This window comes from Nocardioides sp. L-11A, from assembly GCA_029961745.1.
In the GTDB taxonomy this organism is placed as follows: Bacteria; Actinomycetota; Actinomycetes; order Propionibacteriales; family Nocardioidaceae; genus Nocardioides.
Genome location: CP124680.1, coordinates 3,207,280 through 3,231,871 on the forward strand (window position 1 = coordinate 3,207,280; position 24,592 = coordinate 3,231,871).

A 24,592-nucleotide genomic window follows, 5' to 3' on the forward strand; every position below is an offset into this window, starting at 1 on the left:
GGTCGAGCAGGCGTCAGCCGCGCAGCAGGTTGCGCAGGACGTACTGCATGATGCCGCCGTTGCGGTAGTAGTTCGCCTCACCGGGGGTGTCGATCCGGACGACGGCGTCGAACTCGACGCCGGTGTCGGTGGTGACCTTGACCGTCGAGGGCGTGGTGCCCTCGTTGAGCTCGGTGATGCCGGCGAACGAGAAGGTCTCCTCGCCGGTCAGGCCCAGCGACTCGGCACTCTCGCCGGCCGGGAACTGCAGCGGGATGACGCCCATGCCGATCAGGTTCGAGCGGTGGATGCGCTCGTACGACTCGGCGATGACGGCCTTGACGCCCAGGAGCGAGGTGCCCTTGGCGGCCCAGTCGCGCGAGGAGCCGGACCCGTACTCCTTGCCCGCCAGGACGACCAGCGGGATGCCCGCGGCCTGGTAGTTGACCGAGGCGTCGTACACGGTGGTGACGGGGCCGTCCGCGACGGTGAAGTCGCGGGTGAAGCCGCCCTCGGTGCCCGGCGCGATCTGGTTGCGCAGGCGGATGTTGGCGAAGGTGCCGCGGATCATGACCTCGTGGTTGCCCCGGCGCGAGCCGTAGGAGTTGAAGTCACGCTGCTCGACGCCGTTCTCGGTCAGGTACTGGCCCGCGGGCGAGTCCTTCTTGATCGCACCGGCCGGCGAGATGTGGTCGGTGGTGACCGAGTCGCCGAGCTTGAGCAGGACGCGGGCGCCGTCGATGTCGGTGACCGGGGCCGGCTCGTCGGGCATGCCGTCGAAGTACGGCGCCTTGCGCACGTAGGTCGAGCTCTCGTCCCACGTGAAGGTGTTGCCCTCCGGCGTGGGCAGCGAGCGCCAGCGCTCGTCGCCCTTGAAGACGTCGGCGTAGGACTCGGCGAACATGTCGGAGTTGATCGCTCCGGCGATGGTCTCCTCGACCTCGGCCGGCGAGGGCCAGATGTCCTTGAGGAAGACGTCGTTGCCGTCGGTGTCCTTGCCCAGCGGGTCGTTGAACAGGTCGACGTCCATCGAGCCGGCCAGCGCATAGGCGACGACCAGCGGCGGGGAGGCCAGGTAGTTCATCTTGATGTCGGGGCTGATCCGACCCTCGAAGTTCCGGTTGCCCGACAGCACCGAGACGACGGCGAGGTCGTGCTCGTTGACGGCGGCGGAGACCTCGGGGATGAGCGGGCCCGAGTTGCCGATGCAGGTGACGCAGCCGTAGCCGACGAGGTTGAACCCGAGCTTGTCGAGGTACGGCGTCAGGCCGGCCTTGTCGTAGTAGTCGGACACGACCTGCGAGCCCGGCGCCAGCGTGGTCTTGACCCACGGCTTGCGGACGAGTCCCTTCTCGACGGCCTTCTTGGCCAGCAGGGCGGCACCGATCATCACCGACGGGTTGGACGTGTTGGTGCAGGAGGTGATCGAGGCGATCGTCACGGCGCCGTGGTCCAGGGTGAAGGTCGTCCCGTCGGCGAGGGTCACCTCGACCGGGCTGGAGGGGCGACCGCCGTCCTTGGGCGCGCAGCTGAGGTAGTCCACGGCCGGGGTCTGGCCGTCGGCACCGGTCGTCGCCGGCGGGTCGGACGCCGGGAAGCTCTCCTCGAGCGCCTCGTCGTAGGCGCCCTCGGCGGTGTGACCGTTGCTGACGTAGTCGGCGAGCGCGCCGCGGAAGGACGGCTTCGCCTCGGACACCAGGACCCGGTCCTGCGGGCGCTTCGGGCCGGCGATCGAGGGGACGACGGTGGCCAGGTCGAGCTCGAGCTTCTCGGAGTAGCGCGGCTCGGCGTCCGGGTCGAGCCAGAGGCCCTGCTCCTTGGCGTACTTCTCGACGAGCGCGATCTGCTCCTCGGAGCGGCCGGTCAGGCGCAGGTAGTTGGTGGTCTCGTCGTCGATCGGGAAGACCGCGATCGTCGAGCCGAACTCCGGCGACATGTTGCCGATGGTGGCGCGGTTGGCCAGCGGCAGGGCCGCCACGCCGGGACCGTAGAACTCGACGAACTTGCCGACGACGCCGTGCTTGCGGACCATCTCGGTGATGGTCAGCACCAGGTCGGTGGCGGTCGAGCCCTCGGGCAGCTCACCCGACAGCTTGAAGCCGACCACCCGCGGGATGAGCATGGAGACCGGCTGGCCGAGCATCGCGGCCTCGGCCTCGATGCCGCCCACGCCCCAGCCGACGACGCCGATGCCGTTGACCATGGTGGTGTGCGAGTCGGTGCCGACGCAGGTGTCGGGGTAGGCCAGCAGGCTCTTCCCACCGTCGGGGCTGTCGACCTCGCGCGTGAAGACCGTGCGGGCGAGGTGCTCGATGTTGACCTGGTGCACGATGCCGGTGCCCGGCGGGACGACCTTGAAGTCGTCGAAGGCGCCCTGGCCCCACCGCAGGAACTGGTAGCGCTCGCGGTTGCGCTCGTACTCGATCTCGACGTTGCGCTGGAACGCCTCGGGCGTGCCGAAGACGTCGGCCATCACCGAGTGGTCGATGACCATCTCGGCCGGCGCGAGCGGGTTGATCTTGGTGGCGTCGCCGCCCAGGTCGGCCATCGCCTCGCGCATGGTGGCGAGGTCGACGACGCACGGGACGCCGGTGAAGTCCTGCATGATCACGCGCGCCGGCGTGAACTGGATCTCCTTGTCGGGCTGGGCGTTCTCGTCCCAGCCGGCGAGGGCCTTGATGTCCTCGGCCGTGATGTCCGCGCCGTCCTCGGTGCGCAGCAGGTTCTCGAGCAGCACCTTGAGCGAGAACGGGAGGCTGGCCACGTCGAGGCCATCGCCGCTCACCGCGTCGAGGCGGAAGATCTCGTAGGACTTGCCGTCCACGTCCAGGGTGCTCTTGGCGCCGAAGCTGTTCTTGCTGGCCATCGCGTCTCCGTCCTCATCGACTGCCATCGACTGATCGTTGGTAGGTCTCCCGTTCATCCTGCCGCCGCGGACGGCGGACCGGATAGTGAGGCTGACCTAAGTTCTCAGGACACCGGAAGCCCGATATCTCTTGACATCAAGATACACGATCCGGGGACGCTTCGGAGAACTGGGTGCGGTACAGCTCCTCATACCGGCCACCCGCCGCCAGCAGCGCCGCGTGGGTCCCTCGCTCGACGATCCGCCCGTCCTCCACCACGACGATCAGGTCCGCCGCCCGGATGGTGGAGAGCCGGTGCGCGATGACGAGTGCGGTCCGCCCGGCGAGCGCCTCGCCCAGCGCCGCCTGCACCGCGGCCTCGGACGTCGAGTCCAACGACGCCGTGGCCTCGTCGAGGATCACCACACGCGGCTGCTTGAGCAGCAGCCGGGCGATGGTGAGCCGCTGTCGCTCCCCGCCCGAGAGCCGGTAGCCGCGCTCCCCCACCACGGTGTCCAGTCCGTCGGGCAGGGCGCCGACCAGGTCGGCCAGCCGGGCCCGGCTCAGGGCGTCCCACAGGTCCTGCTCGCTCGCCTCCGGGCGGGCCAGCAGCAGGTTGCCGCGGATGGTGTCGTGGAACAGGTGACCGTCCTGGGTCACCATCCCCACCGTCCCGCGGATCGACGCGGCGGTCAGGTCGCGGACGTCGACGCCCGCGAGGCGGACGGCGCCCGCATCGACGTCGTACAGCCGCGACACCAGCTGCGCGATCGTCGACTTCCCCGCACCGGAGGAGCCGACGAGGGCGACCACCTGGCCGGGCTCGGCACGCAGCGAGATGCCGTGCAGCACCTCCTCGCCCCCGCGGGTGTCGAGGGTGGCGACCGCCTCCAGGGACGCGAGCGAGACCTTGTCCGCCGACGGATAGGCGAAGCGGACGTCGTCGAGCTCGACGCCGACCGGACCGTCGGGCACCCGGCCCGCACCGGGCCGGTCCGTGATCAGCGGCTCCAGGTCGAGCACCTCGAAGACCCGCTCGAAGCTCACCAGGGCGCTCATCACCTCCACCCGCGCGCTGGCCAGCGCGGTCAGCGGCGCGTAGAGCCGGGTCAGCAGCAGCGAGAGCGCGACGACGTCGCCGGCGTCGAGGGTGCCGTCGAGGGCGAGCGCGCCGCCCAGTCCGTAGACGACCGCGACGGCGAGCGCCGACACGAGGGTCAGCGCGGTCACGAAGGTGGTCTGCACCATGGCCGTGCGGACGCCGATCTCGGCCACCCGCCGGGCCCGCGCCGCGAACTCGGCGGACTCCTGCTCGGGACGACCGAACAGCTTGACCAGGGTCGCGCCGGGCGCCGAGAACCGCTCGGTCATCTGGTTGCCCATCGCCGCGTTGTGGTCGGCGGCCTCCCGCTGGATGCCGGCCAGGCGCCGGCCCATCCGCCGCGCGGGGACCACGAACACCGGCAGCAGCACCAGGGCGAGCAGGGTGACCTGCCAGGAGATGCCGAGCATCACGACCAGGGTCAGCACCAGCGTCACCAGGTTGCCGACGACGCCGGACAGAGTCTGGCTGAACGCCCGCTGCGCCCCGATCACGTCGTTGTTGAGCCGGCTGACCAGCGCGCCGGTGCGGGTACGGCTGAAGAAGGCCACCGGCATCCGCTGCACATGGTCGAAGACGGCGGTGCGCAGATCCAGGATCAGTCCCTCGCCGATCTTGGACGACAGCCAGCGCGCCACCAGCCCCAGCGCCGCGTCGAGTACGGCGAGCACGGCGATCGCCAGCGCCAGCCGGACCACGACGCCACGGCTGTCACCGGCGACGATCGCGTTGACGACGTCGCCGGCCAGCACCGGCGTGGCGACGGCCAGACCGGCCGTGAGGACGCTCAGCACCACGAAGCCGACCAGCTTGCGGCGGTGCGGCCGCGCGAAGCGGAAGATCCGCTTCGCCGTCGCGGCGCTGAAGGCCCGCTGCTCGTCCGGCCCGTGCATCCCCCGGTAGACCTGGTTCCAGGCGATCGACTCCATGCTCATGTCCGTGACCGTAGAACCTCAAGCCGACATGAGGACAAGCCGGCGGCGCGGAGTCCCCGAAAAAGGCACCCGCCCGACCTGTCGTAGCCCGCCACCGCCGTTCGTGGAGAGGATGTCAGCACCCCTACCGACCCCGGAGGTCACCATGCGCACCCTGATCTACACCGCCTTCGTCTCCCTCGACGGCGTCGTCCAGGCCCCCGGGCCCGAGGACGACTACCGCAACGGCGGCTGGACCTTCCAGGGCATCGACTTCCAGGAGGACGTCTACGAGCTCAAGGCGCGCGAGCAGGAGGAGGCCGGCGCGCTCCTGCTCGGCCGGGTCAGCTACCAGGCGTTCGCACCCGTGTGGCCCTCGATGACCGACGAGTTCCCCCGCTACAACGCGATGCCGAAGTATGTCGTCTCCACGACCCTCGAGGAGGGAGACCTGGTCACCGACTGGGGGGAGACCACGATCCTGCGCTCCTTCGACGACGTCGCCGGCCTCAAGCGGACCGACGGCGCGCCCATCTCGGTCCACGGCTCGGCCAGCCTGGCCCGCGGGCTGGCCGACGCCGGCCTGCTGGACCGCTACCACCTGCTGGTGTTCCCGTGGGTGCTCGGCGCCGGCAAGCGGATGTGGAGCGAGACCGACAAGGACCGCCAGCGGCTGGAGCTGGTCGAGAGCCAGAGCTACGCCAACGGCGTGCAGAAGCTCTGCTACGACGTCGTGCGCTGACCGGATCGGCGCGGCTACAGCACGACGGTCGGCTTCACCCGACTCGGCGTCCACACCCGCTGGCGCCGCGCGACGAGCGAGGTGAGCAGCAGGGACCCCACGAGGTACGCCGCCAGCACCAGCACGGCGGTCAGCGCCCGGGCCGGGTCGCCGCCGTACATGAGCTGGCGCAGTCCGTCGACGGCGTAGCTCATCGGCAGCACCTGGTGCAGCCAGTGCAGGGGTTCGGGGATCGTCTGCCAGGGGAAGGTGCCGCCGGCGGTCACCAGCTGCACGACCATCAGCACCAGCGCCAGGAACTGTCCGGGCGTGCCCAGCAGCGCGTTCATGAGGTGGACGACGGCGACGAAGGTCGCCGAGATCAGGATCATGAACAGCCAGGTGCGCAGGCTCTCGACGATGCCGACGTCGAGCGCGACCGCGACCACGACGAACGCCAGGGTCATCTGGGCCGCGCCGATCAGCGCCGGCGGCAGCCAGCCGCCGAGGGCGACCCGCAGCGGGTGCTGGTTGGCCGCCAGCGCCCGGCTCGACAGCGGACGGACGAGCAGGAAGAGGACGTACCCGCCGATCCAGGCGGCCAGCGCCAGGAAGAAGGGTGCCAGGCCCGCGCCGTAGTTGCGGGCCGCCGCGTCACTGCGGGCCCGGACGTCGATCGGGTTGGCGATGGTCTCGGCGATCCGCTGGCGGGACTCCTCGGTGGTGTCCGGCACCTGCTCGACACCGGAGGCGAGACCGTCGCGGAGCGTGCCGGCACCGCTGGTCAGCTGTCGCAGGCCGGAGCGCAGCTCGACGGTCCCGTCGTGCAGGGTCCCGGCCCCCCGGGTCAGCCGGGCGGCGCCCGACGACAGCTCGCCGGCGCCGTCGCGCGCCTGCCCGATGCCGTCGACCAGGGCCGGGGCCGAGCGGGCCAGCTGGTCGGCGCCGGTCGCCACCTGGCCGGCGCCGGCGGCGAGCTGGTTCAGCTGCTTGCGGACCCCGTCGGCCCGGTTGTCGCCGGCGTGGACCTTCGCGCCCACCCGGTCGTAGACGGCCAGCAGCCGGTCCTGGCCGGCGGGGTCGATCCCGAGCTGGTTCATCTGGGCGACGAGGTCGGCGCGCCCGCCGTCGTACGCGACCCGGGCGGCGTGGACGGCGTCGGCGACCTTGGTGCCCGCGTCGGCCACCTTCCGGTCGCCGTCGGCGACCTGTCGGGCACCGTCCGCGAGCTGCCGCGCCTGGCGGGGCAGCGCTGCGGTCCGGGTCGCGAGCGTGGACAGTCCGTCGTGCAGCCGGGTCGCGCCGTCGCGCAGGTCGCCCGCGCCGTCGGCCAGGCGGGCGCTGCCGCCGACGAGCTTGCGGGAGCCGCGCTTCGCCTCGCGCAGGCCGTCCTGGAGCTGTCCGGCGCCGTCGGCGCCCTGCTGCAGGCCCTGCCGGACGTCGGCGATGCCCAGCAGGAAGGTGCCGACCGCCTCCTGGGAGACCTTCTCGCCGATCGCGTCGCGCACCTTGGTGGCGACCGTGTTGGCGATGGTCGTGGAGAGATAGGAGTTGGCGTCATTGGTGATCATCGTGATCCGGGCCTGCTCCGGCTCGGCACCCGCACTGCTGGACAGCGCCGCCGAGAAGCCACGCGGGATCACCAGCGCGAAGTCGTAGGTGCCGTCGTCGACACCTGTCTTCGCGGTCGCGCGGTCGACCTCGTGCCAGCCGAAGTCCCGGGAATCGAGCAGCTGGTCGGCCACCTCCCGCCCGGCCTCCAGCCGGGCACCGTCGAGTCCGGTGGCCCCGGCGTCCTCGACGACCAGGGCCGTCGGCACCCGGTCCAGCGCCGAGTACGGGTCGTGGTTGGCGTACAGGTAGAGGCCGGCGTAGATCGTCGGGACCGTCACCAGTGCGAGCACGGTGATCCGGCCCATCCGGATGCTCAGCAGCCGGGACAGCTCGCTCCAGGCGATGCGCAGGGCGTTCACGCCGCGCCCCCGATCGCGGCCACCCGGGCGACGTCGCCGTCGAGGTCGACCGCCTCGCTGACGGTGACCAGGACCCCGAGCCCGCGGTCGGCTGCCGCGTGGGCGATCGGCCACCAGTCCCGCCGGTGCAGGCCGTGCCGGTCCGGCGAGAGCAGGACCAGGAAGCGGGCGTCGGGTCGCGTGGACCCGAGCTCGGTCAGCGACCGGATCCGCTCGAGGGGCGACACGTCCTCGGTACGCAGCCGCGGGCTGGTGCCGAGCCGGTGCTCCCGCAGCCAGGCCGAGGTCGCGCGCGGGCCGGAGGAGAGGCCGGCCAGGGCCAGTTCCTCGGCCACCACGACCCGGAACGGGACGCTGTCGTCCGGCTCGGTGACTCCGGGTACGTCGACCAGCACCACCGCCTGCTGGAGCGGCGTGGGCGCGGGGTCGCCGCCGAGCTCGACGCTGCCGGCGCTCAGTCGCAGCCGCCCGGCCAGGGCGAGGGCCAGGGCCACGTTGCCGTGGCCCGGTCTCCCCACCGCCACGACCACCTCGCCCGGCACCAGCTCCACCGAGGTGGCCTCCAGCAGTCCCGCGACCGCCCCATCCGTCATGACCAGGTTCGCCATGGCGGCCAGTCTGCCGTGACCGCTCCACGACGTGGGGATCAACGGCGCGCCCGGTGAGCGGCCGCGTCGGTCAGGTCACGCCGTTGACCCGGTGCGCGATCGCCGAGAAGACCGCCAGACCGACGGCCAGGGCACCCTCGTCGGGATCGAAGGTGGGGGTGTGCAGGCCGCCACCGGTGGCTCCGGATCGCTCACACCCGAGCATGAACATCGCGCCGGGCACCGCCTGTTGGTAGTAGGCGAAGTCCTCCGAGCCCAGGTGAGGGCGCTCCAACTCGATGATCTGCGCCCCCGGGTCCAGGACCTCGCGAGCGGCGACGCGGACCGTGGCGGTCAGGTCCGGATCGTTGACCACCGGCGGGAAGCCCTCGACGATGCGCACCGTGGCCTGCGCGCCCATCGACGCGGCGACGGCCTCGGCCGTCGTGATCAGCCGTTCGCGCAGCAGGAGCTTGTCGGCCGACTCGACACACCGGAGCATGCCCCGCACCTCGGCGTCGCCGGGGATCACGTTGATCGCCTCTCCGCCATGGACCGAGGCGACGTTCAACGTGGCCACGCTGAACGGGCTCAGCGTGGCGCACAGACCGTCGAGCGCCGTGACCAACCGAGCCGCCACCGACAGGGCGTTGACGCCCAGCTCGGGCTGCGAGCTGTGCGCCTCCCGTCCGGCGACGGAGATCTCGAACTCGTCGTCGGTCGCCGTCAGGGCGCCGTCGCGCAGCGCGATCGAGCCCGTCGGCAGCTCGGGCACGACATGCAGGGCGAAGATCCGCTCGACCCCGGCGTCGCTGAGCCCGCCGGCGTCGATGACCCGCTGTGCGCCGCCGTTGGCCTCCTCGCCCGGCTGGAAGACGAAGACGATGGTGCCGGTCAGCGCGGCGGCCTCGGCGGCGAGCAGCTCGGCCAGCCCGAGCAGGATCCCGGTGTGCATGTCGTGTCCGCAGGCGTGCATCACGCCCGCCACCGTGGACCGGAACGGCTGGTCGGTGTCCTCCGTGATCGGCAGCGCGTCCAGGTCGGCACGGAAGGCGGTGACCGGGCCGGGGCGACCGGTGTCGAGCGTGGCGACGACACCGGTGCCCGCGACGCCGGCCCGGTAGGGCAGGCCGATCCGGTCGAGGTGCTCGCGGATCAGCCGGGCGGTGCGGTGCTCCTCGAAGCTCAGCTCGGGATGCTGGTGGATCGACCGGCGTACCGCGACGGCCGTCGCCAGCGCGGCCGACCCGGCGTCCGCGGGTGCCACTAGCGCGCGGGGAGCTCGGCCAGGCGGCCCAGCAGCGTCTCGGTGGTCTCGGAGTTCGCGTAGATCTTCCGGATGCTCTGCAGCGCGTACTCGTGGCGCTGCGGGCTGAGGGCGCCGACCGCGTCCTCGATGAGGTCGACCTGGTAGCCGAGGTCGGAGAGGTCGCGCACCGAGGCGCTGATGCACTGGTCGGTGTAGAAGCCCACCACCAGGACCTTCCGGGCGCCGAGGTTGCGCAGCACCTGGTCGATGTGGGTCCCGACGTGGATGCCGGAGCAGGTCTTGTTGAGGACGATCTCGTCCTCCCGCGGCATCGCCTCGGGGAGGAACTCGGAGTCCTTCGAGCCCGGCGGGTAGAACATGCCCGCCGAGGTGTGCAGCGCGCCGGTGTCCGCGGCGTCGGGGAGGTGGGACTGGATGCGCACGTGGATCGGGCGGATCCCCGTCTCGCGGCACCGCTCCAGCACGGCCGAGATGTTGGCCGCCGTGGCGCGCATGTCGGCCTCGATGCGGTCGAGGATCGGCAGCATCGGCTCGGAGTCGACGCCGAGCGCGGCGAAGGTCTTGAGGAACGCCTCCTTGGTGATGCACTCCTGGATGTCGATCAGGACCAGCACCGTGTCCGCGGGGTCGAGCGGCACGGGCGTCGCGTAGATGCTGGAGCTGAGCCCGCCGTAGTAGGTGTCGGCGAAGGCGTTGACCATCTCGTCGGTGACGTCGGACGGGGTGGAGGTCATGTGGGGGGCTCCTGTTCGTGAGAAGTCGGCGCCGCGCCGACGGGTGGTGCGCCTCACTCTAGGGACGTACCTGGTGATCCCTCACCGGAGGGACCGGGAATCCGTCCTCAAGGCCGCCCCGGGTTCAGTCGCCGAGGGCGAGGATGGCTCTCGAGCTGGCGACCACGGCCTCGGGCAGCGACGCGGGCACCGAGTTCCACAGATAGGGCCTGACGAGCCCGTAGGGACTCTCGGCCGCGGCGAGACGCACGAGAAACCGGTGGCGCTCGGTCGTGTGCTCGTAACGCCGCTCGGCCAGCACCGCGAGGCGGTCGTGTATGCCGACGTTGATGTTCTCGACGTCCTCGCGACAGGACTCGGGGGCCGTCAGCACCAGACGTGAGTGCCGGTACAACGTCATGGCGACCGCGTCCAGCTGATGATCACGGCTGAACGCGACGACGCACTCGGCCATGGCCAACAGCGCACGCTCCGGGTCGTCCTGATCCCCGGCGGCCAGATAGTCCACGTGGAAGCGCCCGACGCTGCGCAGCCACAGTCGGACGAGAAGCTCCTGTCGCGATCCGAACCGGTGATAGATCGACCCCGTGGGAGCACCCAGCCGGCTGGCTATATCGGCGATCCGCACGTCGCCGCCGTTTGCGAGCACCTCCTCCGCACACGCGTCGAGGATCCCGTCGGAGGTGAACTTGGCGAGGGCCACCGGCGCAGACTACCGGCTCACCAGAGGTCAAGTTCTAGAATCATTGTTCTAGGATGCCCATGCTAGACCCACCCTCTCGGAAGGAATCGTCATGGCATTCACCCCCGGGCACACCCGGCCAGGCGTCGCGCCGCCGCCCCCGTTCGTCACAGCGGTAGGCGCGTCGGTCGCGGTGTGGTGCGGAGTCTTCGCGGCGATCAGCGTCTGGTTCGAGGTCACCGACAAGTTCGCCTCCGGGCCGCATGCCGCTGACGCCGACGCCCTCTCGGTCGTCAACTGGTACGTCGCCGCCGTCAAGCTCGTCGGCGTGGCCACGGCAGTCCTCGCCGTCGTCGAGCCGCCCAGCTTCCTGCGGCCGAGGGTCGTGGGCGTTCTCCTGTGGGCCGCCTTCGCGACCGTGACCATCTACGTCGCGGGCAGTCTGGCCCAGGCGGTGGCCATGCTCACCGGCATGGCGGGCGACGCGGAACGCCTCGATCTCGCGTCAGCAGGCTACGTGCTCGCCTTCCTCCTGGCCGCCGCGGGCTTCGGACTCCTCGCGTTCTCCTACGCCGGACGTGCCGGGCTGGGGAAGCGAGAGGTTCTCCTCGGCATCTGCGGCGCCCCGCTCGTCCTGGGCAGCATCCTCGTCGTCCTCCCGATGCTGCTCCGGGCGACCGGGCTGCTGTCCCCCTGACCGCCCGGCGGCACGTCACCGGCCGGCGTCACCCCAGGTCGGGGCCGGTTCTCGTCAACAACGCCACGCACTCGACGTGGTGCGTCATCGGGAACAGGTCGAAGGCGCGCAGCGACGCCAGCCGGTAGCCGTGCTCGGCGAAGATCGCGACATCGCGCGCGAGTGCCGACGGGTCGCAGGCGACGTAGGCGACCGCCCGGGGCTCGCGCGCGACGACCTGCTCGACCACGGCGCGCTTGGCCCCGGTGCGGGGCGGGTCGAGGACCACCAGGTCGGCACGGGCCCAGGCGTCCGGGAGACCGTCCGCGAGGACGGCGCCGACGTCGCCCCCGCAGGCCAGGACGCCGGGGCAGTTGCGCTCGGACAGGGCCGAGGCCGTGCGGTCGCCCTCGACCGCCGCGACCGAGCCGGTCGGTCCGACCGCCTCGGCGAGGAAGCGGCTGAACAACCCCACGCCGGCGTACAGGTCGAGCGCGCTCTCCCCCGGCCGGGGGCCGAGCGCGTCGAGCACCGCGTCGACCAGAACCTCGGGCGCGCCGGGGTGGACCTGCCAGAAGCTCGCGCCCTCGCCGGGTGCGGTGGTGACCTCGAAAGCGTGCCCGCGCACGTCGTACGACGGACCGTCCGGCGCCTCGAGGAGGCAGGCGTCGACGGCGACGACGTCGTGGGAGCGGTGCTTGCGCATGCCGCGCGCGCCTCCGGGCAGCGCGACGTACCGCTGGCGGGTGCGCCAGTGCAGGCCCTCCTCGTCGCCGGGGACGGCCTCGACCACGACGTCCACCTCGATCCGGGCCACCCGGAGCAGTTGCTCGCGCACGACCCGGGCCTTGAGCTCGCGCTGGGCGGGCAGGGCGACGTGCTGGAGGTCGCAGCCGCCGCAGCGGCCCGGGCCGGCGTACGGACAGGGTGCGGGCACCCGGTCGGGCGACGGGGTCAGCACCTCGACGGCGTCGCCGCGCCAGAACCGGTCCCCCTCGGTGCCCTCGGTGATCTCCAGGACCACCCGCTCGCCGGGCAGGGCGTGCCGGACGAACACCACCCGCTCCTCGACCCGGGCCACGCAGTGCCCGCCGTGCGCGACCGGACCGACCTCGACCTCGAACCGGCGCCCGACCATCGAGTCGCCCCGGGCGGCCCGCACCCGTGGTCGCCGGGCCCGTGGGCGGCTCACCGCCGGATCTGCTTGTCGTCGCCGGAGCCGACCCGCCCGCGGCGCAGGTCGCCGGGGCGAACCCGGTGCTCATCGCGCTCCTCGCGCTCGAGCGCGATCTCGGAGGAGCGCAGCTGGTAGGGCACCGAGATGACCATGACTCCCGGCGTGAACAGCAGCCGGCCCTTGAGCCGCAGTGCGGTCTGGTTGTGGAGGAACTGCTCCCACCAGCGGCCCACGACGTACTCGGGGATGTAGACCGCGACCACACCGCGGGGGTTGGCCCGCCGGATCGCGGAGGCGTACTCGACGATCGGCTTGACGACCTCGCGGTACGGCGAGTGCAGCACCTTGAGCGGGACGCCGGTGTTGCGCTCGTCCCACTCCTCGAGGAGTCGCGCGGTCTCCTTCTCGTCGACCGACACGTAGACGCCCTCGAGCGCGTTGGGTCGGGTGGCCTTGGCGAAGGCCAGGGCCCGCAGGGTCGGCTTGTGCAGCTTGGAGACGAGCACCACGGCGTGCACGCGGGTCGGGAGCGCCTTGTCGGTTTCGTCCGCCGCGAGCTCGCGCTCGACGTTGTCGTAGTGCTTCTTGATGGACTTCATGACCACGAAGAAGAAGCCCATCGCGAGGATGGTGATCCAGGCGCCGGCGAGGAACTTGGTGAGCAGCACGACGACCAGCACCACGGCGGTGAAGGACAGCCCGACCGCGTTGATGGCCCGGGAGCGGTAGATCCGCCGGCGCGCGGCGGGGTCCCGCTCGGTCGTCAGCGCCCTGGTCCAGTGCCGGATCATGCCGAGCTGGCTGAGGTTGAAGGAGACGAAGACGCCGACGATGTAGAGCTGGATCAGCTTCGTGGTCTCGGCGTCGAAGGCGACGATGAGCACGATCGCCATCGCGGCGAGGAAGACGATGCCGTTGCTGTAGGCCAGCCGGTCGCCGCGCGCGCCGAGAGCGCGGGGTGCCAGCCCGTCCTTGGCGAGGATCGAGCCGAGCACCGGGAAGCCGTTGAAGGCGGTGTTGGCCGCCAGCACCAGGATGATGCCGGTGACGGTGACGACGAAGTAGAAGCCCGGGCTGAAGTCGGAGAACACGGCCCGCGCGATCTGCGCGATGACGGCGTGCTGGTCGAAGTCGTCGGGCACGGGCAGGCCGTCGCGGGTGAGGCGCCCGAACTCGTGGGGGTCGACGAACCGGATCCCCATCTGCTTGGCGAGCACGATGACGCTGACCATCATCGTGATGGCGATCATGCCGAGCAGCAGCAGCGTGGTCGCGGCGTTCTGGCTCTTGGGCCGCTTGAACGCGGGCACGCCGTTGGAGATGGCCTCGACCCCGGTCAGGGCGGCACAGCCCGACGAGAAGGCCCGGGCCAGCAGGATGACCAGCCCGAAGGTGGTGATCGGGTCCTCCCAGCCCTCCTTCGGCGTGATGTCGAGGTCGGCGCTCTCGGCCATCGGCAGGGTCCCCGCGACCATCTCGAAGAACCCGAAGGCGCACATGCCCAGGATCGCGAACATGAACAGGTACGTCGGGACGGCGAAGAAGGTGCCCGACTCGCGGATGCCACGCAGGTTCATCGCCATCAGCAGCAGCACCATGACGACGGCGACCGTCGCCTCGTGGTGCTGGAACGCCGGCAGCGCCGACGCTGCGTAGTTGGCGCCCGAGGAGATCGACACGGCGACGGTGAGGACGTAGTCGACCAGCAACGCGCTGCCGACGGTCATGCCCGCCGTCCGACCGAGGTTGACCGTCGCCACCTCGTAGTCGCCCCCGCCCGACGGATAGGCGTGCACCGTCTGTCGGTACGACGCGATGACGGCCGCCATCACGAGCGCGACGGCGATCGCGACCTTCCACGACCAGACGTACTGAGCGGTGCCGGCGATCGCCAGCATGATGAAGACCTCGTCCGGGGCGTAGGCCACCGACGAGAGGGCGTCGCTGGCGAACACCGGCAGCGCGACGCGCTTGGGCAGCAGCGTCTCCCCCAACTGGGCGCTCCGAAGCTTGCGTCCGAGCAGGATGCGCTTCGATACGTCTCCGACACCCACGAGCGACAACGGTAGGGCATCGGGCGTGGGATAGCGTGCTCACCGTGCACGTCGTGATCATGGGCTGCGGCCGGGTCGGCTCGACCCTGGCCCGAAGCCTCGAGGACCGCAACCACACCGTGTCGATCATCGACAGCGAGCCTGACGCGTTCCGGCGGCTCGGACCGGGCTTCAACGGCGACAAGATCCCCGGCATCGGCTTCGACCAGGAGGTCCTGGAGAAGGCCGGCATCCGCCGCGCGGACGCCTTCGCCGCCGTGTCGAGCGGCGACAACTCCAACATCATCGCGGCCCGGGTCGCGCGGGAGACGTTCGGGATCCAGCAGGTCGTGGCCCGGATCTACGACCCCGGACGCGCCGAGGTCTACCAGCGGCTCGGGATCACCACGGTCGCGACCGTCAAATGGACCGCCGACCAGGTACTGCGCCGGATCCTCCCGGCCGGCGCCGAGCCGGACTTCCGGGACCCGTCCGGCACCATCCGCGTCGACCACCTCCCGACCCCCGAGGTCTGGGTGGGTGCCCGGGTGGGGCAGCTCCAGGAGCAGGCCCGATGCCGGGTCGCCTGGATCGACCGGCTCGGCGAGGGCCTGCTGCCGGACCGCGACAGCGTCATCCAGGAGGGCGACATGCTCCACCTGGTCACCCGCGAGGAGTCCGCGGACCATGCCTACGAGGTGCTCGGCCGCGGGCCCGAGCTCGGCGAGTGAAAGTCTGAGAGGGCCAGGAAGACATGAGAGTCGCCATCGCCGGAGCGGGTGCCGTGGGCCGCTCGATCGCCCGCGAGCTGATCGAGAACGGCCACGAGGTGCTGCTCATCGACAAGTCCCCGTCGTCGATCCGTCCCGAGCGGGTCCCCGATGCCGAGTGGCTGTTGGCCGACTCCTGCGAGCTGTCGTCGCTGGAGGAGGCGCGTCTCGACAAGTGCGACGTTGTCATCGCCGCGACCGGCGACGACAAGGCCAACCTGGTCACCGCGCTGCTCGCGAAGACCGAGTTCGGCGTGCCGCGCACCGTCGGCCGGGTCAACCACCCCAACAACGAGTGGCTCTTCACCGAGGCCTGGGGCGTCGACGTCAACGTCTCGACCCCACGGATCATGTCCGCGCTGGTGGAGGAGGCCGTCAGCGTCGGCGACCTGGTGCGCCTGTTCACCTTCCGCAAGGGCAACGCGAACCTGGTCGAGATGGTGCTGCCGGCCGACTCGCCGTACGTCGGCAAGGAGTCCGGCCTGATCCCGCTGCCGGAGAACTGCGCCCTGGTCTCGATCCTGCGCGACGGCCAGGTCTACGTGCCGACCCCGGAGCAGCCGGTCGAGTCCGGCGACGAGCTGCTGTTCGTCGTCCCGGCCGAGGCCGAGGACGAGCTGGAGCGGCTGCTCGCCCCGGGCTCGCACCCGGCCAAGTAGCTACGCCGGGTCGGGCTCGGCGTCAGGAGACCCCAAGGGCGTCGCGTTGCGGGCCAGCAGCCAGATCATCACCGACCAGGACCCGATCCGCAGCGCCCAGCCCAGACCGGTGCGCAGGATCAGGATGAGCACGACCGCCTGGTCCGCGTCGAGCCGCCCGCTGTGGCCGAGCAGCCACACCGGCCCCTGCAGGAGCACCCCGACCGCGCCGGGTAGGAGCATCACCCAGGTGAGCCGGCTGCACAGCCGCACCACCTGGCGGTCGTCGTGCCAGGCCGTCGCGTCGCCGGTCACGCCGCCGAGCATGAACCCGAGCATCGGCCAGCCGATCAGGCAGGTGAACCCGAGCACGACGGTGTAGCCGAGGCTCATCAGGATGCCGGGGAGGAAGAAGGCGAGCGCCTGGTCGGACTCCGAGCCGCCCGAGCTCTCCGCCCAGCGGACGAAGACCCAGCCGATGCCGATGCCGAACACGGCGTTGAGGACGTACTGCGTGCTGGAGCGCTGCAGCACCCGGGCCAGCAGTGCGAGGCCGGCGACCACGAGGCTGCCGACCAGGGCCCACTGGAGCTCCTTGGTGCTCAGCCACACGGCGGTGAAGACGACGCCGGGGATCGCGGCCTCGAGCATGCCGCGCCGGCCGCCGAGGGCGGTCGCCAGCTGACGGCGGACCAGCGCCTCGACGGTGTCGACGCCGATCGCGGAGTGGGGGGTGGTCACAGCAGCTCGTACCTCGGGTTGTAGAGCATCCGGTGGCCGTCCTGGGTGCCGACCCGGCCCTGGACCTCGAGCGCGCGGCCGGGGCCGATCCCGGCGATCCGGCGGCGCCCCAGCCAGATCACGGTGATCGTGCCGGTGCCGTCGTACAGCTCGGCCTCGAGGGCGGGTACGCCGCCGCGCGGGCGCAGGGTCACGGTGCGCAGGGTGCCGCGCAGCCGCACCGGCTCCCGGTCGGGCGCGTCGCCGATGCACAGCACGCCGTCGCCGCTGAAGGTCTTGCGCAGGTCGCGGGCCTCGGCCTCGTCCGGGTTGGCCCACCTGCTGATGGTGCGCCGCAGGCGGCTCTTCGTGCGCATGGGTGGCCTCGTCCCGTCCTCGGTCAGGTGGCCGGGACGGCCCGGGGCGTCGCGCCCTCGGGCAGCGAGAGCGGCAGCTGCTCGCCGACCGGCATGGCGTGGTTGCCGCGCCGCACGGCGACCTGCTCGATGGCGGCCTCCCACGCACCGGCGGTCTCGGGGTCGCGGGCGGGGTCGCCGAGCAGCGTGGCGCGCAGCAGCCAGCGGGGACCGTTGATGCCGATCACCCGCGAGGTCTGGGTGCCGGTCTGCCCGTCGGGGCGGGTCAGCCGGACCTCGCACACCAGCTCGGTGCCGAACCGGCCCTCCCGCTCGGTGGCGGTGCCGCCGCGGCGGGCGGCGTCGGCCGCGATCTGCGGCCGGATCTCGCTCCACAGGTCTCCGTTGCGCGGGGCGGCGAAGGCCCGCAGCTCGAGCGCGCCGGCGTCGGTGGCCAGCAGCACGGCGCGGACCGCGCCGGACGCCTCGTCGACCTGGACCCTCAGCTCCCGGCCGTCGGACGGGGCCACCAGGAGCGAGCCCAGGTCGAGCCGGGCCACGCCGTCCTCGGGGAGGTCGTCGACGTCGAAGGGGCCGGCGCCGGCCAGGTCCCGGGGTCCGGCGGACTCGTCGGGCCCGGCGGTCTCCTCCGCCACGCCCTCGACCGCCACGTCGTCAGCGTCGACAGCCTTGCGCCGCAGCCTCACTGTGTCCTCCTCGTCACGCCCATCGGCCTCATCACCGCTGGAATCCTCCGGTTGAACCGTAGCCGCCGCTGCCACGCACGCTGTCCGGAAGGGCGACGACCGGCTCGAACCGGGCCCGCTCGACCCGCTGGACCACCAGCTGGGCGATGCGGTCCCCCCTCCGCAGCGTGATCGCCTCGACCGGGTCGTGGTTGATCAGCAGCACCTTGATCTCTCCACGGTAGCCCGCGTCCACGGTTCCCGGGGTGTTGACGATGGACAGACCGTGCCGAGCCGCCAGCCCCGAGCGCGGGTGGACCAGCGCGACGTACCCCTCGGGCAGCGCGATCGCGACCCCGGTGGGGACCAGCGCCCGCTCACCCGGCGCCAGGTCCACGTCGACCCCGGTCACCAGGTCGGCGCCCGCGTCGCCCGGATGGGCGTAGGCGGGCAGCGGCAGGTCGGGGTCGAGCTGCTGGACGGAGATCACGAGATCCGCGGTGGCGTCGTCGGGCACGGGGAGACCCTAGCGACAGGTCCACACCGGGCGGATGGGATCATCCTCCCCGTGAGCGAGAGTGCGAGCTACCAGGAGCGCCTGCGGGTCCCGCTGCGGTGGTGGGCCCAGGGCACGATGCTCGTCGCCACCCTCTGGCTCACGCTCATCGTCGCCCTCATCGGCCACGCCGCGTGGCTGGCCTGGACCGTGACCGGCGTGGTGATGGCCGGCATGGTCGCGGCGCTGCGCGCCTACGGCAGCGCGCGGATCGCGGTCGCCGACGGGTGGTTCCGGGCCGGACGGGCACAGATCGAGATGGCGCACGTCGGCACGGCCGAGGCGCTCGACACCGAGCGCACCCGGCGCGTCTCGGGGCCCGAGGCCGACGCCCGTGCGTACCTCCTGCTGCGCCCCTACCTGCGCCGGTCCGTGAAGGTCGAGATCACCGACCCCGCCGACCCGGCGCCGTACTGGCTGGTCAGCTCCCGCCACCCGCGGGCCCTCGCCGACGCGCTCAACACCGTACGGACGGGCAACCGAGCCGACCAGTAGGGCCGGCAGCCGGGCCCAGTAGGCTCGGTCCATGGCAAAGGACAGCTCCAAGGTCTGGTCGACGTTCTCCCTCGTCGCCGCGCTCGGTGCCGCGGCGGTCGCGAAGAAGGGCCTGGACACCAGCTGGAGGGCCGCGACGGGCAAGAAGCCCCCGGCCAACCCGGCCGACCCGGACGTCGACGTCTGGGAGGCCGTCGCCTGGGCGGCCGCGAGCGGCACGTTCGTCGCCCTCGCCAAGATGTTGGCGCAGCGGCGCGCCGCCAACTACTACCTGCGGTCGACGGGCCACCTGCCCCCCGGCCTGCGTCAGGGCGACGCCTGACCCAGGCCGCGGACAGGTCGCGGCGCAAGGACTAGATGCAGTCCTTGCAGATCATCTTCTTGGGATCCGCCAACTGGCTGCGGTGGTGGACCAGGAAGCAGCTCATGCAGGTGAACTCGTCGTCCTGCTTGGGCTTCACCTCGACGGCGAGCTCCTCGTGGGACAGGTCGGCGCCGGGCAGCTCGAACGACTCAGCTGCCTCCGTCTCGTCCTCGTCGACCTTGCCGGAGTTCTTGTCGTGGCGGCGCGCCTTGAGCTCTTCGATGCTCTCCTCGGACTGCTCGTCCTCGTTCTTGCGCGGTGCGTCGTAGTCAGTCGCCATGACGTATGTACTCTCTCCCCTCAGCTGGCCGCCAGCCGCACTGGTCGTGCGGGTGGCGCGGCAGATTGTGCACCATCGGGTCCGGTTTGCGATACCCGGGTCGATGCGAGTCGCCAGAACAGTGGCCGGGGCCCGGCTATTCCCGGAGGAAGCCCGCGGTCCGGACCGCCGCCAGGAGCTCCTCGAAGCCGTGATCGGGGCCACACACGACGGCGTCCGTCCCGGCGGCACCGACCGTCACCAGCAGCCTCGCCCCCGCGAGCCGGGCGATCAGGCCGCCGGCCGCGTGGTCCCACAGGTGCACGCCCTCCTCGACGTACCCGTCGAGGGCGCCCTCGGCCACCCGGCACAGGTCCAGGGCACAGGAGCCGGTCCGACGGATGTCGCGGATGTGCGGGAGCAGGCGGGCCGCGGCGGCGGCCTGCACCTCACGGACCGGACGTGTGTAGTTGAAGCCGGTGGCGACCAGGCGGTGCGCCAGTGGTGCCGGCGCCCGGACGGTCAACGGCATCCCGTCGCGGGTGGGTACGCCGTCCCGGTGGCCGGCGTAGAGCACGTCCTTGGCGACGTCCATGACGACGCCGGCGACCACCTCGCCGTCGACCTCAGCGGCGATCGACACGGCGTACTCGGGGATGCCGTAGAGGAAGTTCACGGTGCCGTCGATCGGGTCGACGATCCAGCGCACCCCGGAGGTGCCGACCGCGTCGCCGGTGTCGCCGCCCTCCTCGCCCAGGAAGGCGTCGTCGGGACGCGCCTCGAGGACCAGCCGACGGACCAGCTCCTCGGTGGCCCGGTCTGCGGCGGTGACCACGTCGATGTCACTGGACTTGGTGGCCGCGACGGAGACGCCGCGCGCCGCGTGCTCGCGCACCAGGACGGCGGCGGCACGGGCGACCTCCTCGGCCAGGGCGCACAGCGCGGCGGGGGTGCTCACGCGCGGCTGCCGGCGCAGCAGCCGAGGGGGCAGCGGTCGTGCGACGCGCCGCGGACGCCCAGTGCGGCTCGGTCGGGCTCCTCGCCCCGCTCCGCGGCGGCCCGCTCCAGGACGAGCTCGCGCACCGCCCCCACGAACGCCGGGTGGGTGCCGGCCGACGCCGCGCGCCGCGCCGGCAGGCCGAGTCGCTCCGCGGTGGCGAGGGCCTCGGTGTCGAGGTCGTAGACGACCTCCATGTGGTCGGAGACGAAGCCCACCGGGATCAGCACCACCGCCGCGGTTCCCTCGGCGGCGAGCTCCTCGAGCCGGTCGTTGACGTCCGGCTCCAGCCACGGCACGTGCGGCGCGCCCGAGCGCGAGCAGTAGACCAGCTCGTGGGGGCGCTCGACGCCGGTGGCCACGGCCACCTGGGTCGCCACGACCGCGGCGACGTCGAGGTGCTGGGCGACGTAGGCACCGCCCTCTGCACGATCCTGGGAAGGCCCGCTGGCGTCACTCATCGTGATCGGGATCGAGTGGGTCACGAACACCAGGCGGGCCCGGTCGCGGACCTGCGCGGGCAGGTCGTCGAGCGCGGCGAGCACGCCGTCGACATTGGCGGCGACGAAGCCGGGGTGGTTGTAGTAGGCGCGGATCTTGTCGAGCCGCGGCGCCGGGAGACCGTCCGGCACCGCCGCGGCGGCGGCCTCCAGGTTGTCGAGGTACTGCCGGCAGCTCGACCACGAGGAGTACGCCGAGGTGACCAGGCACAGCGCCCGGCGTACGCCGTCGGCGGCCATCCGCGCGACGGTGTCGGCGAGATAGGGCGTCCAGTTGCGATTGCCCCAGTAGACCGGCAGGTCGAGGCCGTGGTCGGCGAGGTCCTTCTCGACGGCCGCGATCAGCGCCTTGTTCTGGTCGTTGATCGGCGAGCGGCCGCCGAAGAGGAAGTAGTGCTCGCCGACCGCCTCGAGCCGCTCGCGTGGAATGCCCCTGCCCCGGGTGACGTTCTCGAGGAACGGCACGACGTCCTCGGGCCCCTCGGGGCCGCCGAAGGACACCAGCAGCAACGCGTCGTAGGGCGCAGTGGGCGACGTGCCGTCGCGAGGAGTGGGATCCGGCCGGGCCTGCTGAGAATTGGGCACCCGCCCATCGTAGGGAGGACGATAGCGGCGCAATGTTGCAGACCTATCGCCAGATCTTCACGCCCGCCACGGCGCTCTTCAGCATGACCGGGCTCCTCGCCCGGCTCCCGATCTCGATGGTCGGCCTCGGCCTCGTCCTGCTGGCCGAGCACGAGACCGGCTCGTACGGGTTCGCGGGCTCGGTGTCGGCGGTCGCGCTGGTCGCCACGGCCTGCTTCGCGATCGTCCAGGGTCGGCTCATCGACCGCCTCGGCCAGAGCCGGGTGCTTCCCGTCGTGATCACGGTCTGGGGCATCGGCCTCGCTCTCACGATGGGCAGTCTCCAGTGGGGCTGGTCGCACGGCGCGACGTACGCCTTCGCAGCGCTGACCGGCGCCTCGCTCCCCTCTGTCGGCAGTTGCGTGCGGGCCCGTTGGTCGCATCACCTCGCCGACCGTCCCGGGCGGCTGCACACCGCGTTCTCGTTCGAGGCCGTCGGCGACGAGACCGTCTTCCTGCTCGGGCCGATCGCGGTGACCATGCTCGCGACCGGCGTCCATCCCGCCGCCGGCCTGCTGACGGCGCTGGCCTGCGGCCTCGCCGGCACCTACGTGTTCGCCGCACAGCGCAGCACCGAGCCGCCCGCGCATCCCCGGACGGCGACGGCCGCGGCCCGGCCCCCGATGCCGTGGCGCGCGATCGCGCCGCTGACCCTGGTCGCGGCGGCGCTGGGCGTCGTCTTCGGCGCCGCCGAGGTGGTCACCGTCGCGTTCGCCGACGAGCGGGGGCACCAGTCCCTCGCCGGCATCCTGCTGGGGATCTGGGCCTTCGGCAGCCTGCTCGCGGGCGTCGTGTCCGGGGCGATCACCTGGCGCCGCGGCCCGCTCGCCCGGCTCCGGATCGGCGCGTTCGGCATGCTCCTCGCCGCCGCTCCCCTCGCCCTGGTCCCGAACATCCCGCTGATGGCGCTGGTGCTGCTGCTCGGCGGCGTTGCCGTGTCCCCCACCCTGATCGCCACCATGTCCCTGGCCGAGCAGGTGCTGCCGACCTCCCGGCTGACCGAGGGCATGGCGTTCATCCAGACCGGCATCGCGGTGGGCCTGGCCCCCGGTGCGGCCATCGCCGGCGTGGTGATCGACCACGCGGGTGCCTCGCCGGCGTACCTGGTCTGCCTGGTGGGCGGCGCCGTGGCCCTGATCGGCGCACTGCTGATCCGCACGGCGGGAGTCCCGGATAGCGTGCCTCCCCATGAGCACTCCCCTGCCGAGCGCCTGGCGTAACTGGTCGGGCCTGGAGTCCGCGAGCGGCCTGGAGGTGCTCGCCCCCTCCGGCGCCGCCGAGATCGCCACCGCGGTCACCGCCGCCCGCGCCGCCGGACGGACCGTCAAGGCAGCCGGCACCGGGCACAGCTTCACCGGCATCGCGACCCCGCGGCACGTGCACCTGCGCCCGGAGGGGCTGCGCGGCATCGTCGCCGTCGACCGCGACGCGATGACCGTGACGGCGCTCGCCGGCACACAGCTCAAGGTGTTCAACGCCGAGCTCGCCCGGCTCGGGCTGAGCCTGCACAACATGGGCGACATCGCCGAGCAGACCCTCGCCGGAGCGATCTCGACCGGCACCCACGGCACGGGCGGCAGGGCCTCGGGACTCGCCGCCCAGGTCGTCGGCCTCGAGCTGGTCACCGGCACCGGCGAGGTGCTGCGGGCCACGGCCGCCGAGCACCCCGACGTGCTCGACCTGGCCCGGGTCGGCCTCGGCGCGCTCGGGGTGCTGACCGCGGTGACCTTCGCGGTCGAGCCGCTGTTCCTGTTGCGGGCCGAGGAGCAGCCGATGTCGTGGGACGACGCGATGGCGTCCTTCGACGACCTGACCGCCGCGCACGACCACGTCGACATGTACTGGTTCCCCCACTCCGACCGGATGCTCACCAAGCGCAACACCCGCGTCGGCACCGATCTCGCGGCCGCCGAGCCGCTCCCCCGCTGGCGCGCCTGGCTCGACGACGACCTGCTGTCCAACACCGTGTTCGGCGCGCAGACCGCCGCGCTCAACCTGGCCCCCCGCGCCATCCCGGCCGCCAACCGGTTCGCCTCGCGCCTCCTCGGGCCGCGGACCTACACCGACATCGCCCACCGGGTCTTCACGACCGAGCGCCGGGTCGTCTTCCGCGAGATGGAGTACGCCGTCCCGCGCGAGGTCGGCCTCGACGTGCTGCGGGAGTGCCGCACCGCTCTGGAGCGTTCCGGGCTCACGGTCTCCTTCCCGGTCGAGATCCGGGTTGCGCCGGCCGACGACGTGCCGCTGTCGACGTCCTTCGAGCGGGACTCGTTCTACCTCGCCTTCCACACCCACTGGCGCGCCGACCACACGGCGTACTTCGCGACGATGGAGCCGATCCTGCGCGCCCACGACGGCCGCCCGCACTGGGGCAAGCTGCACACGCTCGCTCTCGACGACCTGGCCCCGCGCTACCCGCGGCTGGCCGACTTCCGGGCGCTGCGCGGCCGGCTCGACCCCGACCGGGTCTTCACCAACGCCTACCTCGACCGGGTGCTCGGTGACTGAGCCGGCGCCGGCGACCACCCGTCCCGCCTGCCCGTGCGACTCCGGGCGGACCTACGACGACTGTTGCCGCCCCTACCACCGCGACCCCGGCTCGGCCCCGACCGCGGAGGCACTGATGCGCTCGCGCTACTCCGCGTTCGTGAAGGGTCTGGCGTCGTACCTGCTGCACACCTGGCATCCCGCGACGCGGCCCCCGTCGCTGCAGCTCGACGACCGGATCGCCTGGACCGGTCTGGAGGTGTTGGCGGCCCAGGACGGCGGTCCGGCCGACCGGCGCGGCATGGTCGAGTTCGTCGCGCGCTACACCCGCGACGGCGAGCCGGGTTCGCTGCACGAGATCAGCCGGTTCCGGCAGCAGGGCGACACCTGGCTCTACGTCCGAGGCCGGGCCCGGTGGGGGGCGTAGGCTCGGGCCCACAGACCAG

The 24,592-nt window shown here is 72.1% G+C and carries 25 protein-coding genes; 9 read left to right on the plus strand and 16 right to left on the minus strand.

Features of this window, described 5'->3' with window-relative positions:
* Positions 1-13 precede the first annotated feature (13 nt).
* Positions 14-2,845, minus strand: a complete 2,832-nt coding sequence (locus QJ852_15425) for an aconitate hydratase (GenBank protein WGX99469.1) — start codon at positions 2,843-2,845, stop codon at positions 14-16.
* Positions 2,846-2,981: 136 nt separating this feature from the next.
* Positions 2,982-4,862, minus strand: coding sequence for an ABC transporter ATP-binding protein (locus QJ852_15430; GenBank protein ID WGX94542.1), 1,881 nt, complete (start codon positions 4,860-4,862; stop codon positions 2,982-2,984).
* A gap of 145 nt (positions 4,863-5,007) precedes the next feature.
* On the opposite strand from QJ852_15430, the gene QJ852_15435 reads away from it, so the two are divergent.
* The gene (locus QJ852_15435) at positions 5,008-5,583 is read left to right on the plus strand and encodes a dihydrofolate reductase family protein (GenBank protein WGX94543.1); all 576 of its coding nucleotides are present in this window, start codon (positions 5,008-5,010) and stop codon (positions 5,581-5,583) included.
* 14 nt (positions 5,584-5,597) lie between these two features.
* Here QJ852_15435 and QJ852_15440 read toward each other — a convergent pair whose 3' ends face one another.
* From QJ852_15440 to QJ852_15460, 5 genes are all read right to left on the minus strand, one after another.
* Entirely contained in the window at positions 5,598-7,535 is a 1,938-nt protein-coding gene (locus QJ852_15440; protein WGX94544.1) for a YhgE/Pip domain-containing protein, read from the minus strand.
* Positions 7,532-8,143, minus strand: coding sequence for a hypothetical protein (locus tag QJ852_15445; protein WGX94545.1), 612 nt, complete (start codon positions 8,141-8,143; stop codon positions 7,532-7,534). The genes QJ852_15440 and QJ852_15445 overlap by 4 nt, the downstream gene beginning before the upstream one ends.
* A 70-nt stretch (positions 8,144-8,213) precedes the next feature.
* Positions 8,214-9,389 carry a M20 family metallopeptidase gene (locus QJ852_15450; GenBank protein ID WGX94546.1) on the minus strand — a complete coding sequence of 392 codons (1,176 nt, stop codon included), beginning with the start codon at positions 9,387-9,389 and terminating at the stop codon, positions 8,214-8,216.
* Positions 9,389-10,126, minus strand: coding sequence for an isochorismatase family cysteine hydrolase (locus tag QJ852_15455; protein ID WGX94547.1), 738 nt, complete (start codon positions 10,124-10,126; stop codon positions 9,389-9,391). Before QJ852_15455 ends, QJ852_15450 begins: the two co-directional genes overlap by 1 nt.
* Before the next feature lie 124 nt (positions 10,127-10,250).
* Positions 10,251-10,829: a TetR/AcrR family transcriptional regulator gene (locus QJ852_15460; GenBank protein ID WGX94548.1), complete on the minus strand. Its 579-nt coding sequence runs from the start codon at positions 10,827-10,829 to the stop codon at positions 10,251-10,253.
* A gap of 91 nt (positions 10,830-10,920) precedes the next feature.
* Between QJ852_15460 and QJ852_15465 the strand changes: the two genes are divergently transcribed.
* Entirely contained in the window at positions 10,921-11,505 is a 585-nt protein-coding gene (locus QJ852_15465) for a hypothetical protein (GenBank protein ID WGX94549.1), read from the plus strand.
* A gap of 28 nt (positions 11,506-11,533) precedes the next feature.
* Here QJ852_15465 and QJ852_15470 read toward each other — a convergent pair whose 3' ends face one another.
* Together QJ852_15470 and QJ852_15475 are read right to left on the minus strand one after the other, a co-directional pair.
* Complete coding sequence (locus QJ852_15470) at positions 11,534-12,622, minus strand: class I SAM-dependent RNA methyltransferase (protein ID WGX99470.1); 1,089 nt, start codon at positions 12,620-12,622, stop codon at positions 11,534-11,536.
* A 50-nt stretch (positions 12,623-12,672) separates the two neighbouring features.
* On the minus strand, positions 12,673-14,715 hold the full coding sequence (locus QJ852_15475; GenBank protein WGX94550.1) for an APC family permease: 2,043 nt from the start codon (positions 14,713-14,715) through the stop codon (positions 12,673-12,675).
* 44 nt (positions 14,716-14,759) lie between these two features.
* On the opposite strand from QJ852_15475, the gene QJ852_15480 reads away from it, so the two are divergent.
* Both QJ852_15480 and QJ852_15485 read left to right on the plus strand, forming a co-directional pair.
* Entirely contained in the window at positions 14,760-15,425 is a 666-nt protein-coding gene (locus QJ852_15480) for a TrkA family potassium uptake protein (GenBank protein ID WGX94551.1), read from the plus strand.
* 23 nt (positions 15,426-15,448) lie between these two features.
* Positions 15,449-16,123 carry a TrkA family potassium uptake protein gene (locus tag QJ852_15485; GenBank protein WGX94552.1) on the plus strand — a complete coding sequence of 225 codons (675 nt, stop codon included), beginning with the start codon at positions 15,449-15,451 and terminating at the stop codon, positions 16,121-16,123.
* Here the strand turns inward: QJ852_15485 and QJ852_15490 are convergent, their stop codons facing one another.
* From QJ852_15490 to dut, 4 genes are read right to left on the minus strand one after another with little or no spacing between them, the layout of a single operon-like run.
* On the minus strand, positions 16,124-16,843 hold the full coding sequence (locus QJ852_15490) for a DUF3159 domain-containing protein (protein WGX94553.1): 720 nt from the start codon (positions 16,841-16,843) through the stop codon (positions 16,124-16,126).
* Positions 16,840-17,199, minus strand: coding sequence for an OB-fold nucleic acid binding domain-containing protein (locus QJ852_15495; protein WGX94554.1), 360 nt, complete (start codon positions 17,197-17,199; stop codon positions 16,840-16,842). Before QJ852_15495 ends, QJ852_15490 begins: the two co-directional genes overlap by 4 nt.
* Positions 17,200-17,222: 23 nt before the next feature.
* A complete protein-coding gene (locus QJ852_15500; GenBank protein ID WGX94555.1) occupies positions 17,223-17,885 on the minus strand; it encodes a DUF3710 domain-containing protein in 663 nt (220 codons plus the stop codon).
* 31 nt (positions 17,886-17,916) lie between these two features.
* On the minus strand, positions 17,917-18,381 hold the full coding sequence (gene dut, locus QJ852_15505; GenBank protein WGX94556.1) for a dUTP diphosphatase: 465 nt from the start codon (positions 18,379-18,381) through the stop codon (positions 17,917-17,919).
* Between the two features lie 51 nt (positions 18,382-18,432).
* Here dut and QJ852_15510 point away from each other — a divergent pair, with 51 nt between their 5' ends.
* Both QJ852_15510 and QJ852_15515 read left to right on the plus strand, forming a co-directional pair.
* Complete coding sequence (locus QJ852_15510) at positions 18,433-18,915, plus strand: DUF3093 domain-containing protein (protein ID WGX94557.1); 483 nt, start codon at positions 18,433-18,435, stop codon at positions 18,913-18,915.
* 31 nt (positions 18,916-18,946) lie between these two features.
* A complete protein-coding gene (locus QJ852_15515; protein WGX94558.1) occupies positions 18,947-19,237 on the plus strand; it encodes a DUF4235 domain-containing protein in 291 nt (96 codons plus the stop codon).
* Between the two features lie 31 nt (positions 19,238-19,268).
* On the opposite strand, the gene QJ852_15520 is transcribed toward QJ852_15515, so the two are convergent.
* The 3 genes from QJ852_15520 to QJ852_15530 all read right to left on the minus strand — a co-directional run bounded on the left by QJ852_15520 (position 19,269) and on the right by QJ852_15530 (position 21,620).
* Entirely contained in the window at positions 19,269-19,559 is a 291-nt protein-coding gene (locus tag QJ852_15520) for a DUF4193 domain-containing protein (GenBank protein ID WGX94559.1), read from the minus strand.
* 136 nt (positions 19,560-19,695) lie between these two features.
* The gene (locus QJ852_15525) at positions 19,696-20,496 is read right to left on the minus strand and encodes an inositol monophosphatase family protein (GenBank protein WGX94560.1); all 801 of its coding nucleotides are present in this window, start codon (positions 20,494-20,496) and stop codon (positions 19,696-19,698) included.
* Positions 20,493-21,620, minus strand: coding sequence for a ferrochelatase (locus tag QJ852_15530; GenBank protein WGX94561.1), 1,128 nt, complete (start codon positions 21,618-21,620; stop codon positions 20,493-20,495). Before QJ852_15530 ends, QJ852_15525 begins: the two co-directional genes overlap by 4 nt.
* Before the next feature lie 32 nt (positions 21,621-21,652).
* Here QJ852_15530 and QJ852_15535 point away from each other — a divergent pair, with 32 nt between their 5' ends.
* Genes QJ852_15535 through QJ852_15545 form a run of 3 tightly spaced genes read left to right on the plus strand, consistent with a single transcriptional unit; the run spans position 21,653 to position 24,573 of the window.
* On the plus strand, positions 21,653-22,879 hold the full coding sequence (locus QJ852_15535; protein ID WGX94562.1) for an MFS transporter: 1,227 nt from the start codon (positions 21,653-21,655) through the stop codon (positions 22,877-22,879).
* Positions 22,848-24,167 (plus strand): D-arabinono-1,4-lactone oxidase, encoded by a 1,320-nt coding sequence (locus tag QJ852_15540; protein ID WGX94563.1) that lies wholly within the window; start codon positions 22,848-22,850, stop codon positions 24,165-24,167. The genes QJ852_15535 and QJ852_15540 overlap by 32 nt, the downstream gene beginning before the upstream one ends.
* Positions 24,160-24,573, plus strand: a complete 414-nt coding sequence (locus QJ852_15545; GenBank protein ID WGX94564.1) for a YchJ family metal-binding protein — start codon at positions 24,160-24,162, stop codon at positions 24,571-24,573. The genes QJ852_15540 and QJ852_15545 overlap by 8 nt, the downstream gene beginning before the upstream one ends.
* Positions 24,574-24,592: the final 19 nt, after the last annotated feature.